The sequence below is a fragment of the Methylobacterium sp. CM6247 genome (assembly GCF_054817925.1).
This window is the reverse complement of sequence record NZ_JBTXKX010000003.1, coordinates 2,551,320-2,563,395: the sequence shown is the minus strand read 5'-3', so window position 1 is coordinate 2,563,395 and position 12,076 is coordinate 2,551,320. Positions and strand designations below refer to the sequence as shown.

15 protein-coding genes and 3 pseudogenes are annotated in these 12,076 nt (G+C 61.5%); 9 read left to right on the top strand and 9 right to left on the bottom strand.

Annotation, left to right across the window (positions count from 1 at the left end; all coding sequences use genetic code 11):
- Positions 1 to 412 precede the first annotated feature (412 nt).
- The 4 genes from ACYQOP_RS12855 (at position 413) to ACYQOP_RS12840 (ending at position 3,297) form a co-directional block, all read left to right on the top strand.
- A complete protein-coding gene (locus tag ACYQOP_RS12855; RefSeq protein WP_461222603.1) occupies positions 413 to 628 on the top strand; it encodes a helix-turn-helix domain-containing protein in 216 nt (71 codons plus the stop codon).
- Between the two features lie 144 nt (positions 629 to 772).
- A complete protein-coding gene (locus ACYQOP_RS12850) occupies positions 773 to 2,143 on the top strand; it encodes a helix-turn-helix transcriptional regulator (protein WP_461222602.1) in 1,371 nt (456 codons plus the stop codon).
- Between the two features lie 10 nt (positions 2,144 to 2,153).
- The gene (locus tag ACYQOP_RS12845; RefSeq protein ID WP_461222601.1) at positions 2,154 to 2,636 is read left to right on the top strand and encodes a hypothetical protein; all 483 of its coding nucleotides are present in this window, start codon (positions 2,154 to 2,156) and stop codon (positions 2,634 to 2,636) included.
- Between the two features lie 67 nt (positions 2,637 to 2,703).
- Positions 2,704 to 3,297 carry a hypothetical protein gene (locus ACYQOP_RS12840; RefSeq protein WP_461222600.1) on the top strand — a complete coding sequence of 198 codons (594 nt, stop codon included), beginning with the start codon at positions 2,704 to 2,706 and terminating at the stop codon, positions 3,295 to 3,297.
- A gap of 36 nt (positions 3,298 to 3,333) precedes the next feature.
- Here ACYQOP_RS12840 and ACYQOP_RS12835 read toward each other — a convergent pair whose 3' ends face one another.
- The 3 genes from ACYQOP_RS12835 to ACYQOP_RS12825 all read right to left on the bottom strand — a co-directional run bounded on the left by ACYQOP_RS12835 (position 3,334) and on the right by ACYQOP_RS12825 (position 4,356).
- The gene (locus tag ACYQOP_RS12835) at positions 3,334 to 3,591 is read right to left on the bottom strand and encodes a hypothetical protein (RefSeq protein WP_461222599.1); all 258 of its coding nucleotides are present in this window, start codon (positions 3,589 to 3,591) and stop codon (positions 3,334 to 3,336) included.
- 142 nt (positions 3,592 to 3,733) lie between these two features.
- Positions 3,734 to 3,979 carry a hypothetical protein gene (locus tag ACYQOP_RS12830; RefSeq protein WP_461222598.1) on the bottom strand — a complete coding sequence of 82 codons (246 nt, stop codon included), beginning with the start codon at positions 3,977 to 3,979 and terminating at the stop codon, positions 3,734 to 3,736.
- Complete coding sequence (locus tag ACYQOP_RS12825) at positions 3,976 to 4,356, bottom strand: hypothetical protein (protein ID WP_461222597.1); 381 nt, start codon at positions 4,354 to 4,356, stop codon at positions 3,976 to 3,978. The genes ACYQOP_RS12830 and ACYQOP_RS12825 overlap by 4 nt, the downstream gene beginning before the upstream one ends.
- A gap of 69 nt (positions 4,357 to 4,425) precedes the next feature.
- On the opposite strand from ACYQOP_RS12825, the pseudogene ACYQOP_RS12820 reads away from it, so the two are divergent.
- Both ACYQOP_RS12820 and ACYQOP_RS12815 read left to right on the top strand, forming a co-directional pair.
- Positions 4,426 to 5,177: pseudogene (locus tag ACYQOP_RS12820) on the top strand (DinB/UmuC family translesion DNA polymerase); the annotation flags it as partial.
- 469 nt (positions 5,178 to 5,646) lie between these two features.
- A pseudogene (locus ACYQOP_RS12815) lies at positions 5,647 to 6,425 on the top strand (IS630 family transposase); the annotation flags it as partial.
- 273 nt (positions 6,426 to 6,698) lie between these two features.
- Here ACYQOP_RS12815 and ACYQOP_RS12810 read toward each other — a convergent pair.
- Positions 6,699 to 7,709, bottom strand: a complete 1,011-nt coding sequence (locus ACYQOP_RS12810) for an IS110 family RNA-guided transposase (protein ID WP_419951587.1) — start codon at positions 7,707 to 7,709, stop codon at positions 6,699 to 6,701.
- Between the two features lie 89 nt (positions 7,710 to 7,798).
- Here ACYQOP_RS12810 and ACYQOP_RS12805 point away from each other — a divergent pair.
- Positions 7,799 to 7,945, top strand: a pseudogene (locus ACYQOP_RS12805) (IS630 family transposase); the annotation flags it as partial.
- Between the two features lie 111 nt (positions 7,946 to 8,056).
- On the opposite strand, the gene ACYQOP_RS12800 reads toward ACYQOP_RS12805, so the two are convergent.
- From ACYQOP_RS12800 to ACYQOP_RS12790, 3 genes are all read right to left on the bottom strand, one after another.
- Positions 8,057 to 8,890 carry a phosphotransferase family protein gene (locus ACYQOP_RS12800; RefSeq protein WP_461222596.1) on the bottom strand — a complete coding sequence of 278 codons (834 nt, stop codon included), beginning with the start codon at positions 8,888 to 8,890 and terminating at the stop codon, positions 8,057 to 8,059.
- A gap of 483 nt (positions 8,891 to 9,373) precedes the next feature.
- Positions 9,374 to 9,649, bottom strand: a complete 276-nt coding sequence (locus ACYQOP_RS12795) for a hypothetical protein (protein WP_461222595.1) — start codon at positions 9,647 to 9,649, stop codon at positions 9,374 to 9,376.
- Between the two features lie 135 nt (positions 9,650 to 9,784).
- Complete coding sequence (locus ACYQOP_RS12790; protein ID WP_461222594.1) at positions 9,785 to 10,135, bottom strand: hypothetical protein; 351 nt, start codon at positions 10,133 to 10,135, stop codon at positions 9,785 to 9,787.
- A 189-nt stretch (positions 10,136 to 10,324) separates the two neighbouring features.
- Between ACYQOP_RS12790 and ACYQOP_RS12785 the strand changes: the two genes are divergently transcribed.
- Positions 10,325 to 10,669, top strand: coding sequence for a hypothetical protein (locus ACYQOP_RS12785; protein WP_461222593.1), 345 nt, complete (start codon positions 10,325 to 10,327; stop codon positions 10,667 to 10,669).
- Here ACYQOP_RS12785 and ACYQOP_RS12780 read toward each other — a convergent pair.
- Positions 10,640 to 11,038 (bottom strand): glycoside hydrolase family protein, encoded by a 399-nt coding sequence (locus tag ACYQOP_RS12780; RefSeq protein ID WP_461225302.1) that lies wholly within the window; start codon positions 11,036 to 11,038, stop codon positions 10,640 to 10,642. The two genes, ACYQOP_RS12785 and ACYQOP_RS12780, sit on opposite strands and share 30 nt — an antisense overlap.
- Positions 11,039 to 11,159: 121 nt before the next feature.
- Here ACYQOP_RS12780 and ACYQOP_RS12775 point away from each other — a divergent pair, with 121 nt between their 5' ends.
- Entirely contained in the window at positions 11,160 to 11,321 is a 162-nt protein-coding gene (locus ACYQOP_RS12775; RefSeq protein WP_461222592.1) for a hypothetical protein, read from the top strand.
- Between the two features lie 490 nt (positions 11,322 to 11,811).
- Here the strand turns inward: ACYQOP_RS12775 and ACYQOP_RS12770 are convergent, their stop codons facing one another.
- Positions 11,812 to 12,075, bottom strand: coding sequence for a hypothetical protein (locus ACYQOP_RS12770; RefSeq protein WP_461222590.1), 264 nt, complete (start codon positions 12,073 to 12,075; stop codon positions 11,812 to 11,814).
- Between the last annotated feature and the right edge of the window lies 1 nt (position 12,076).

The window sequence follows — 12,076 nt, the reverse complement described above, 5'->3', positions numbered from 1 at the left end:
CTTTATTCTGTTTTTATCGCGAAAGCCCCGGCGTCTCGTTTGTTGTCAACCATGGCTATGAGATTGAAAGTGCCTGAAAGCTGACGGTTTGGTCGATCTAACATACCTCTGGCTGCTGTTGGCGTAATTCGGGCAAAGATTATTTTCAACGAATGATTCAACCGACGAATTTCAGTCGAGCGTCACTGCGCGGAAATCCGGTGCCGTTGCATGATTCACTTGGACTCTTTCAGTGAGGTTGATCCTGCGTCGGCCGATCTCGCCAGCTCGGCTCGCGATACTTCATCCCTAATCACCCACAGTCGATGACCGATTTTTCGCGATCGGCTGTGGACGTGATCTGACGGAGACATGGCAGGGTGCATCTCGGGTGCTGGCGAAAGACGCCGGTAAGACGAAGAGGGCACTACCCATGGATAGCCGCAACGCACGTCTGATGACTGTGAAGGATGCTAAGGCCAGCCTCGGTATCGGCGTGACGACGCTCTACAAGCTCATGGCGACCGGCAGGATCAGCGCCGTGAAACTCGGTGGCCGCACGCTGATCAGCGAAGCCGAGATCATGCGCTTCAAGTCCGAGCTGCCTGCCGCAGAGCTGCGTGGCAATTACGAGCACAAAGCCGCTTGATCCAGACAGAAAAAGGGCCGGTGACGCTCCCGCGCACCGGCCCTTTCGTCTATGCTCACCGAGCTCCCCCGGCAAACACGTAATTTAGTTTTCGAAAAGCCAGCATCCACTCTGGCTTAACACTTGCCACGGGAGACCAGTCCAGTGACTTTGCATAATTTCGTCGCGCACAGCTCACAAGTCAACGACGCTGCCGGCCATGCATCGCGCCTGCGCCATCTGAACCGCAATCTGGCCCAGGATGCTGTGGCGCAGTCGCGTGGCCCGGCCGAGCCCTACAACGACAAGCCGCGTTGCGGCCCCCCCTCGGGCAATAGCACCGATGGCGAGACGGTCGGCATCAGGGCCCTGGGCAAGTGGAAGCGCTCGCACAAGGGCCTCGATCCCGCGTCGGCGGCAATTCTCGAAGACCTGATCGGCGGTGCGACTCAGGGCGTTGCCAAACGCAAGCAGAGCACGATTGCGGATCGCACTGGCCTCAGTGTTTCGACCGTGGGACGCCGCCTCGATCTTCTTGAGCATGTCGGTCTGATCTCCCGCGAGAAGCGCACCGGGAAACACAATCATCGCCTGTGTGACGCCATTTTGCTGATGCTGGAATGCCAGCCCGTGAAGCTCTCGGGTGCTCGCTCGAAGGAGCTGGTAAGGCAGTTCAACGGCACCGCGCGTTCCAGCGGAGACACCAAAAACAAGGGCGCTGACGGCGAGACTGACTGCAAAAATTGCCGTGGCAAAGCCCCGACTTTGACAGACGGTCCATCTGTCAATTTGACAGAGCCATTATCCCACGACGTTTCTTATTTCCCTCCCGTACAGGACTCTTCGGCTGCGCCTCAGAGCCCTGACGCCGTGTCGGCCGAGAGAGGGTCTGACGCGCCGGCTACGCCGTCGATCTCCCTGACGGGCGATCAGCGTATTTCGAGTGAAGAAAGTCGGCAGAGCACCGATCAGGGCATCGCCCCTGCCCCGCCCCCCGCCCCGGCCGATGACAGCGATATCGACGCGGCGGATGAGGTGTACCGCGATCAGGCACGCTGGGCCGGCGACGACGACGGCGAGTATGCCAGCCCGCCCCAGGCCGACAGTGCCAGCCACAAGCGGCCGGTAAGCCGTCCTACCCCCGAGCCTGCCTCGACGCCTGCGCCCCCCGCTGCCCAGCCCGCGAAGACGGAAGTGCCCCGCCCGGCCGGGTTGAACGCTGCCGGTGTGCCCATCCTCTCGGACGGAGAGCTCAACTATCGGGCGATCATCTGGGATGTACTGCTGTCTAAGGTGCAGGCCCTGCATAAGCAAAACATGGGGGGCTACATGACCCGGGCGATGGCGAAGGGTCGTATGGGCAAGATAGTTAAGGCCAAGGGTGGCGAGCGGGAAGCGGCTTACTTCATCAAAGAGCTGCTGAGGATCGGACCGTCTGGCAACCCCTTCGACTATGCTCAAAAAATGCTCCTCGGCGAGCATGTTGACCTGATCACGGCCCGCGATCGCCTCGCCCAACCAGTCCGCTACATCTGAGGTACCCCCCATGTCAGCCATGCCCGTCACGATCGAACACGCGAAACAGCCCCGCCGATACTTGGGCGCGTACAACGTGCGCCACGCCAGCCAGCGCGAGACGAAGGGCAACGCCGAACTCGGCGAGAGCGGTAGGCCCGGCAAGCCTGGACGCTCGATCCACGAAATCGAGGTGAGCCGCCGCGAAGAGGTGGTGAGCCGGTGGCTCGATAGGCTGCGCCTGCCCGATCTCGCCGCGACCATGGTGCTCGATGACGCCGCGCGCCGCTACGCCATCGCCGGGCTGTGCATGGCCGACCCGGCCCATGTCAGCGACGTGCTGCCCGACCCGGCCGCGTACCGGCGCTGCCTGCGCATGCTCGAAGCCGTTGGCCTGATCACCCTTCAGCGTGGTGCGATCATCCCCAGCATCGGCGTGCTGATCTCGCCCACCGCGTGGCGCGACGCCGCCCTCGCCCTCAACCGCCCGGCGCAGTCTCGCGCCTGCCGATAGCCCTTTCCAGGTTGCGGGCTGGCCGCACGCGATCTGCCCTCATTACGCGGCCGACACAGGTGCAACGATGAAACTACCGAAGCTCTTCGCCTCGAAAGACCCGATCGCCGAGATGGATGCCGACGTGCTGGCGCGCGAGCGCAACATCGCCCGGCTCCGCACTGAACTCGCCGCCGCCGAAAGCAAGGTAGCCTCGCTCATCGAGACGCAGGACGGAGCCGTGGCGCTGGGGCTCGAAGCCGGCCAGACCGCCGAGGAGGCCGGCGCGATCGAGCGTGCTGCCCTCGCCAATGCACCGGCATTGGCCTCGGCCTTGGAAGGCAGCCTGGGCCGCGCCACCGCTGCCCTCGTAACCGTACAGGCCCAGCGCGACACCGCCCGTGACACCGCTGCCCGCGAGAAAGAGGCTACTGCCCTGGAAGCGCGTGCCGGCGATCTCGTGGAGGCGGCTGGCAAGTTGGACGCCCCCGTGGCTGCCCTGATCAAAGCTCTCGCCCCCGTGCGCACGGCCATCACGGCGGTATACGGCCCGGCGGCCCGGGCCGCCGGAAAGGCAAGACTGCGCGCCGCGCTATCGCCGTTGACGGGATACCGTGACGGCTGCAACGTCGCGTGCGCACGCAAAATAAAGCCGCCCCTACCGCCGCCTGCTGCTCGCTGACCATTCTGGGCGTCCAAACCGACGGATCCGCAATTTTTATCCACGGGGCGGAGCGATGGGCCACATCAGCCAACGCTGCATGGACTGGTAAGCCAGGATCAACGAGGAGAAGAGTTCCGTGAAGAAGCTAATACTGATGGCAGTTGCCATGGTCGTGATGGGCTCGGCCCCAGCGCTGGCGATGGATTGCTGTGGTGGAGACAAAGGTAAGGCGCCGATGTGTGGCAAAGGCTCGATAACGATGGGCCATAGCGGGATGAAGGCCAGGAAGGACAGCTGCTGCTGCGAGGGCATGCCCGGTGGCATGAGTAGGAAGCGTGCCTAGTAGCGGAAGCCCGGAGCTCAGTGCCATTCCTGGATAACATCAGCGGGTGATCAAACGATGCCTGCTTCCGAAGGACGGATAGAGGAGGCGTAGGATATCCTGCCGACCAAGTCAGCCCTTTTTCTTGTAGGCCTGGATCGCGCTCTGGCATCCTGGCGACAGCTTCGACATGTTCTTTTGGAAGCAGGCCTGCGTCTCGGGGCCATCCTCGGGAGGCATGCCAGCGCAGAAGGTCGTGAAGTCGCCAGCGCATTGCATCTGTAAAGCGGCCTTGTCCTCGGCGGACATCGGTGCGGCCATCGCGGCACTGGCCGCAGCGGTCGCGAGTATGAGGCTCAACTCAAAACGTCCGATCATGTTCTGCTCCCACGACCCCAGATGCTGCGGGTAAAAGCTAAGAACTCTAACTTGGGCTGAACCGTTGCACCTCCAATGGCTGCCGGCCCCTCTACCACGCAAGACACGATCAGGCCTGCCTTCTCGGCTTCGATCGTACGCAGCTCCTCGAAGCGGGCACGACGCGCGCGATCCTCGGCTTCACGCTTGCGCTTCTGTTCGTCCTCGCCGGGCCGTTGAACAGCATCGACGCGCTTAAACATGTTTGAGTGCTCGCCCGTTAAGATAGATGATCCAAGAAATATTTCTATCACGTTACACTTCGATTGGGGGGCAAATGGTTCAAATCGTCGCTTTCCCAATGAAAGACTTTCCGGTGGTTCATCCGGCACTTCCATCTATACTATCTGAGATTGGTGACTGTCATAAAGCAGTATCCATTGATAGAAACGGCAATCTACCGTTAGGGTCATGTGTGGGGCATCGGCCGCGCCTCGTCGGCGAAGCTAGGAGCCATGGGCGTCGATTCGATCGCCGACTTGCGGGACCTCGACCCGCGTCCCGTCCGCAAGGCGATGACGGTAGTCAGCGAGCGTATCATCCATGGCCTGGGCGCGTGTGCTCTATACCGCTCGAAGTGATACCGGCCCAATGGAAGGGGTGTCCCATCATGGGTCGTTCTCCAGGCGGATCGAGGACGGCGCAACGATGGAGCAGGCAGTGTCCGCTCACGCGACTCGATTGGGTGATAAGCTGCGCCGGGGTGGGCTCCGCACGACCCACGTCTCGGTTTTCTACCACACGTCTGAACATGACCGCGGGGACCCGACGCGCTCCGTCTCGACGACGATTACGTTACCGGAGGCGACGAACGGCACACTGGCGCTGATCAAGGCGGCGCGTGAGGGCGTCGCTTGTACTTGGCGTGAGGCGCTAGGCGACCGGCCATGGCGCTACAGCAAGGCCGGCGTCATCACCACCGACCCTAAGCTGCTCAAGGAGACCCAACGGACCCTGAGCGGACCGCTCGACCGCAAGCGCAAGCGCAACGCTCCATTGATGGCCGCGATGGACGAGTGCAATCGGCGCTTCGGACGCGGCGCTGTTGTTCGCGCGCGGGCCGGCCTGGAGGAGAAGCGGACTTGGTCGACTAAGTTCGAGATGGGGAGCGCACGCTACACAGGTATCGGAACTGCCGACGGCGCATGCGGGAGAATAGGCGATAATACCTTTGACGCACGCGCCTTTTGTCCCATGCCCTTCCGTCGGCAGAGCGTCAAGCGCGTCACACGGGCCGAGGCGGTGGAGATGGCGAAGGTGACCGTAAGGGCGCTGACGGCTGAGTTTGGGGAGCGTGGACCTCACTGAGGCTATCCGTCGAAGTGGCAGATAATCCCGGCTTCTCGGCTTCCATGGCATTTAAAGCCTCAGCGACGTTGTCGGCGTCCGCTCTGGATCGGCCCACCTGACGAACGCCCTGTACCAGCGTCGCATCTTTCGTTTCCCGATCGATAACTGACCAGCCGCCGGGTTCATATTGCACATCGTAAAAATAATCTGAAGTATCTTTCATGACAGCCTCCTCAAGGAGGCTCTAGAGCGTTTTCGGGCTGGGCTGAATCGGACGGGAGGGGTTCACGCGGCGCTGGTGGACTGATTCACTGGTCGCTCTTGAGAAGGAGCGAGGCATGGGCCGACCCTACAGCCAGGATCTGCGCGAGCGGGTGGTGGAGGCCGCCGCAACGACTTCGCGTCGGCAAGCGGCGGCGCGGTTTGGGGTCGGCATCGCAACGTCGATCCGCTGGATGGCCGCGCTCACGACGACCGGGACGGTGGCGGCCCGTCCACAAGGGCGGGCGCGCCGCTCGAAGCTCGATCCGCACGAGGACTTCCTGCGCGGCCTGATCGACGAGAAGGACGACATCACCCTGGAAGAGATGCGCGCTCGGCTGCGGGACGAGCAAGCTCTCACGGTCGGGCTCGGGACCCTGTGGAGCTTCCTCGACGCGCGCGACCTCACGTACAAAAAAAGACAGCCCACGCGACCGAGCAGGACCGCCCCGATGTGAGGGCGGCGCGCGAGGCCTGGTTTGCAGGCCAGCCCGATCTCGATCCAACCCGCCTCGTATTCCTCGACGAAACCTGGACCACGACCAACATGGCCCGCACCCGCGGGCGTTCACCGTGTGGCGAGCGGCTACGCTCACCCGTGCCGCATGGCCACTGGAAGACCACGACCTTCGTGGCGGGCCTGCGCCTGTCCGGGATCGCCGCCCCGTTCGTGCTGGATGGGCCGATCAACCGGGACGCCTTCCAGGCTTACGTCGATCGCGTCCTCGTGCCCGAACTCGTCCCCGGTGACATCGTCGTCATGGACAACCTCGGAAGCCACAAGGGACCGGCCGTGCGGGCGGCGATCGAAGCGGTCGGCGCCCGAATGCTGTTCCTCCCGCCCTACAGCCCCGAACCGAAGGACCGCGCAGCGACTTCAACCCGTGTATGGATGACTCCTGCGGGTCAAGGATGTCGGATCGGTTCGGGTGAACTGGTCGGTTGCGGCCATGTATACGGCGTCTGATCTGCAGCGGGATCGCTGCGCGCCCTGATGAAGTCCGCTTGGAGAACAGGTCCCATTCAATCGAGCGCGCTTGAAGCGCTTCGGATTGATCGGGGTGTCCTGGTTCTTCCTCTCCGTTTGTTCGCCATCACCTCACGTCGCCCTGACCGTTCGTTTAGCCGTTCAGGCGGTGGTCGCCTGCGGCTGGTAGCGTGAGCCGTCCCTGAGGACAGCGAAGATCGTTCTTGCCATGCGATGTGCCAACGCGATGGCGGCGACTTTCGTCTTCTTTCTGGCCAGCAGGTCGGACAGCCAGTCCTGTCTCGGACCGCACCTGGATCTCACCATGATCTGCGACATGGCGCCCAGATAGAGCAGCCGCCGAATATACCGGTTACCCATCTTTGAGATCCGCCCGATCCTCTGTTTACCGCCGGTGGAGTGCGGCTTGGGGGTCAGGCCGAGCCAGGCGGCATAGTCCCTCGCGCAGTCGAAGTTGCCGACGTCCGGCGTCGTCGCTGCGATGATCGTCGCCGAAAGCTTGCCGACGCCCGGGATCGTCGCCAGACGCTGGCTCGTCTCACTTTGGGCGTGGGTCGCTTCGATCTCGTCCGTCAACCGCTCGATCCGCGTATCGGTGTCGACCAACTGCTCGAAGAGCAGGTTGACGGGCAATCGGGCCGCTTCCGGTAGTTGGTGCAGTTGCGTTCGCAGCCGATCGACATTCTGCGCGCCCTTGGCTGCGATGACACCGAACTCCGTCATGTGAGCGCGGATCGCGTTGCCGATCTGCGTGCGCTGGCGGACCAGAAGATCCCGCGTGCGGTGGAGAACCAGGACCGAAGAGCAAGCTTCGCTCTTCACGGCGACAAACCGCATGGAGGGACGTGTGACCGCTTCACAGATGGCGGCCGCATCGGCTGCGTCCGTCTTCCCGCGCTTCACATAGGGCTTTACGTAAGACGGCGGCATCAGCCGGACATCATGCCCCAATCCCTGAAGCCTGCGCCCCCAGTCGTGAGCGCCTCCGCAAGCTTCCATGCCGATCAGGCATCGCGGCTGCTTCTCGAAAAACGCGAGCAGCTGGCTTCGACGGAGTTGGCGACGCACGAGAACACGACCGCTCTCATCGACACCGTGGATTTGGAAAACGCTCTTCGCGAGGTCGATACCGACCGTAACAAGCTTGGACATGGGTGGCTCCTCAGCTTGAGGCGACAACATCCCGCCTATGCCCCAGCGCAACGCCGGGAGCAGGAGCCATCCACACCATCAATCGAGTGGCGTTCTCGAAGCTGAAGGCGCTGCTGCGCAAAGCGGCCGAACGCAGCGTCGAGGGACTGTGGTCTGCCATCGGGCGCCTCATCGACACGGTCACACCGAACGAGTGCGCCAACTTCTTCGCCGCCGCTGGATACGAACCAGATTAAACCGAAAACGCTCTAGGTCAGGGAGGGAAACCTGCCTGTCAATACCTACGAGTCTGGTCTCCGCTTGCGCTCGCCGCGCTTGAGTTCAGCTAGGGGCGATGTGACCATTCTTCATACGAGATGCGCGAACTGAGTTCCGAGCTCTGAAGCTTCTGCCTGAATTTCATGCTCATTTGCAGCAACCTGACCGGAAAGGCGAGCAACAAGCATCGGCAAACGCCAAGCCATGACATCCTGCCTGCTGATCATGCTCAACTGGCAATACTGCCGAATATAAAATTCTGCCAAAGCTTTACAAATAATTCTGTCTATCACTTTTCTTAGCGTGCGAGTCTCGCCGACGCGTCCGGATCGGATGATGAGGTCGGTACGGGCGACATCTGCCGCCGGATGACCAGATGTTGACTTCTCCCAGTCTATGATGACCAAGCCCTCGGATGTGTAGAGAACGTTCTCCGGATGGAGATCCCCATGACAAAGCCTGTCACCATGCGGTAGGCGGTCGAGAACCGCGAGCGTTGTCTGTTTCAACCAGGACGGCACCCGAGCTCTCGATACCTGAATACGGATCGCGTCTTGTTGGTCCGGAAGCGGCGGGTTTTCAATTTTATGAATGCTATACTGAATGATGGCAAGTTTTCGTAACGCGCCCAACATTCCGAGCGGACTACTTTTAAAATGTTCTAGGACTGTTTTGCCGTAAATATGTTCAAATATAACACCACTTCGTCCATCTTGCTCAATTATGCTCAAAGGAGCCGGGACACGCAGGCCATGGGAACGGGCAAAAGATGTCGCAACGAACTCTTTTTTCGCCAGTTGATTGCCCCATTTTGCTTTATAGAGTTTGAGTACTCGTCCGGATCTGTCTGCAAAAACCTCTGCACTGCGCCCCTCGCCCACGCGATGAGCTTGCTCAAAAGCGATTTCTTGCGTCGCCGACATGTCGATCCATCTCAATGCCCCGCTCAGTGCCAAGCTAGGAGTTAGGATCAACGATAATGAGTTGGCAATCAATTCGCGATTACGAAGATTTCCGGCATATGATTGATGTGCTTAGGCGCACACACCTCACCGAATACCTGCGGGGGCGCGACCCGGGCGGGCGAGGTCTGTTCGGGGCGAAATACAGGCTCATGTCTGTTACAGGGCAGCGAAATTGCGCCGAACGTGCTCCTAAAACGCAGGAAAGCCTTTTTGGCCCTGACGGCAGTCGGGCTTGAGGAGAAGGATGTAAACGATAAGGGGAGCCGCACCCCTGGTTCAGGTTTCTTAGGCTTGCGTTCTAACCGTTAAACTACGCCAGTAGCCGGATGAAACGGTGACCGGATGTCTCGTTGCAAGGCCGCGAACGAAAAACCCGCCACGGCGTCAGCCGGGCGGGTTAATGTCTGCGAGGCTTATGAGCCGGCTTTCTCACAGTGGAGATTAGAGCCCGCCGTTGCCCCCACCGCCGCCGCCAGCGCTACCGTTTGGCACGGCACGCGAAGGCTGATTGGCATTGCCGCCCGCGGCCGAGTCGCTTGTAGCCGTTTCGGCACCAGTCGCCCCACGCGAAACTGTCACGTCGCGGTCATTGCCGGTCGTATTCGGCTGGTTTTCGATGACCGTTCCTGACCCGCTTGGCTCGCTTGGGACAACGCCCTGCGCGAGAGCAGGACCAGCAAGCAGAATCGCAGTGGTAACAAGGATCAATTTATTCATGGATGTATCCAAATCGAGGCAGCAGTGTTTCGCTCGAGCTAGATAAATACTGAGATCCCAATAAGGTTTCAGCTTGGCTGGTGCCGTTACGACGGATCCGTTATAAAAAAATCCCTCTGGTTCTCACCGGGCGGGTCATATCGCGCTCTCAGGACGACAAACAGGCGCGGTAGCGCGTCGGATTAGGTGAGACGGAGGAGCGCGCCAAGCATGCGCATCGCATCCGTGCGTCCGATTCTCGGTGGCCTGCTCTCGTTCGATTGCAGCCAGCAAGCTTGTGTACTGCTTCGCCTCATCCCGCATGGTCCGCACGCACTCGGCGATGCTGTTGATGTCCACGGTCTGCCGCCGGGCGAAGTCGCGCATCTCCTCCATCACGCCGGTGACCTCGCGCTGCACCTGTTGGAACGGCGCCGGCACATCGGCCGGCGTTGCGGGCACCGGCGGCGGAAGGTGCTCCTTGTCGCCCCGCACGCGGGTCACCATCCAACCGATTGGCGGGCGATGGTGGTATCCAGAAAATCCAGTCATCCCATTACCCGTCGACCCTTTCCAGCTTGTCGAGAACCGCACCAAGCCGGCTCTTGCGTGAAACACCTTCTAGGACGGCAATGTAGACCGACAGGGCCTCGAACCCTGCAAGCGTGCCGAAGACGGGAATGTTGAGGCGGGAGAATGGGCGACGGTGAAAACGTCATAGGTCAGCGCGAACGTGAATTGCACCACGATGAAGCAGCCCACCGCCGCGCCGAAGGCTCGGGAGCAGGCCCCCTTCGGACCCACCATCTGGTTGTTGATGAAGCCGTTGAGGAACATGACCAGCATGCTCGGCTAAGAGACTACCGTGGGTTCGTCAGCGGCTTCGCGGCAGGCGAAGGCAGCGGGATAGCCGGCGGGATCATCAAGGAAGCGGCCGGCGCCGGCGCGACGGGTGGAACGTCCAACGGCACCGATGCCGTGAGCAGTGCGCTGACCGGCTTCGCGTCGGTGCTACGGGCCTTCGGCGCCGCCTTGGTGTAGGGCGTCAGGAGCTGGTCCCGCTCGGCAGTCGGGGGGCAGCTCCTTGTTCTTGGTCCGCAGCTCGATCGCCTCCGCGTAGCCCTTCCGTTCGCCGGCGCTCAAGCGGTGAAGGAACGTCGAGCCGGTAAAGCCGCCCACGCCGATGTTGAAGGCGATGGAGATCAGGGCTTCCCGCTCGTGTTCGGCCACCGGGACCTTGATGGCGGACAGGATCGGCAGCGCGTGCGAGGCGAGGTCACCGAGGAAAAACGCGTCGGCATGGGCCTGGTGATGACCTGTCCGAGCTTGACGCCCCTGGTGTGGCCGTAGCCGTTCGTCGACACCCCGACGCCGTCGAGCTAGGCTTCCAGCTGCACGCCTTCCCGCGATTTAAGCGCGGCAAGGCTCAGATGCGTCATGATGGCGGACGCGCCCATGCGTAGTCTCCCGAATAGTGAATACAAAAGTATCTTCCTACGATCGGCTTTCCGGACCGGGGGCGGATTTTGGAATGCAGCACTTCGACAACGGGCACTTGCCGGAGCCGGAAGAGCATTTTGCTAAAGGGCTTGCGCAGGACGCGATCCTGGCTTGTCTCGTTGCCGTGGAAGCAGTCGGGCTTGGTCTTATGGGCCTTGGCGCCGTGCAGCTCGGCCGCTGGCTCCTGGCTTGAGCATGTGCGGCGACCGGCCGGCTTTGCGGTGATAAGCTGCCCGGATGGATCAGCTTCTACGACTGACAATCATCTTAAGCCGGTGGACGCGACGGCGTTGGACGAAGACCGAGGCGATTATTGCGCTGGCCGTGATCGCTATTGCCTTGGCGATCGCGCTTATCGAATGGGCCGGCTACTGGCCAGAAGCTTTAACCGCTACGAAGGTGCGGCGAGCGCCTATGCGACTATAAATATTACGCTGAAACAGGGCACGGGCCTGTCCAAAACTTCAGGTATTGCCTGCAGGTCGGCGCTCTTTGCACGGAAATGCATAAACCGCGGGGGCTGATCGGCGGCAATGGGCGAAGACGAAGGGGGCCTCTCTGATTTTCGGCTCATGTAATTCGAGATCCCTCTGCCGACGGGCAGCCCAGTCATCGCCTCAGTGTGGCACCCTCGGGGCGGCGCGGTTTACTGCGATGAGGTGGTCAAACGAAGGGTGCTGGGGCTAGTCCGCCGGAGCGAAGGAGCACGCCCAAAGGTCCATGCTCTTGGTCGTGCCGCCGAGATACGCGAGAGCCTTCGCGTCGTCGCCTAAGCAAAAGCGGGACACGAGGGCGGTGGTGGCGCAGGTTGCGGTGATGGTGATGAGGTGGAAGTCCGCCGAAACCTTCTCGATGGAGCCGGTGAGGTTAGTAAAGACGCCGCCCGTGTTCGTGGACAGGGTGACGGTGCCGGCAATCAGGTCGAACAGGACGCGCGCCGTACCCACC

Excerpts from the sequence above, each read along its gene's own strand:
- ACYQOP_RS12855 (WP_461222603.1), top strand. The coding sequence starts at position 413 with ATGGATAGCCGCAACGCACGTCTGATGACTGTGAAGGATGCTAAGGCC.
- ACYQOP_RS12845 (WP_461222601.1), top strand. The coding sequence starts at position 2,154 with ATGTCAGCCATGCCCGTCACGATCGAACACGCGAAACAGCCCCGCCGA.
- ACYQOP_RS12840 (WP_461222600.1), top strand. The coding sequence starts at position 2,704 with ATGAAACTACCGAAGCTCTTCGCCTCGAAAGACCCGATCGCCGAGATG.
- ACYQOP_RS12835 (WP_461222599.1), bottom strand. The coding sequence starts at position 3,591 with ATGCCCTCGCAGCAGCAGCTGTCCTTCCTGGCCTTCATCCCGCTATGG.
- ACYQOP_RS12830 (WP_461222598.1), bottom strand. The coding sequence starts at position 3,979 with ATGATCGGACGTTTTGAGTTGAGCCTCATACTCGCGACCGCTGCGGCC.
- ACYQOP_RS12825 (WP_461222597.1), bottom strand. The coding sequence starts at position 4,356 with ATGGAAGTGCCGGATGAACCACCGGAAAGTCTTTCATTGGGAAAGCGA.
- ACYQOP_RS12810 (WP_419951587.1), bottom strand. The coding sequence starts at position 7,709 with ATGTCCAAGCTTGTTACGGTCGGTATCGACCTCGCGAAGAGCGTTTTC.
- ACYQOP_RS12800 (WP_461222596.1), bottom strand. The coding sequence starts at position 8,890 with ATGTCGGCGACGCAAGAAATCGCTTTTGAGCAAGCTCATCGCGTGGGC.
- ACYQOP_RS12795 (WP_461222595.1), bottom strand. The coding sequence starts at position 9,649 with ATGAATAAATTGATCCTTGTTACCACTGCGATTCTGCTTGCTGGTCCT.
- ACYQOP_RS12790 (WP_461222594.1), bottom strand. The coding sequence starts at position 10,135 with ATGGTGACCCGCGTGCGGGGCGACAAGGAGCACCTTCCGCCGCCGGTG.
- ACYQOP_RS12785 (WP_461222593.1), top strand. The coding sequence starts at position 10,325 with ATGGGCGACGGTGAAAACGTCATAGGTCAGCGCGAACGTGAATTGCAC.
- ACYQOP_RS12775 (WP_461222592.1), top strand. The coding sequence starts at position 11,160 with ATGCAGCACTTCGACAACGGGCACTTGCCGGAGCCGGAAGAGCATTTT.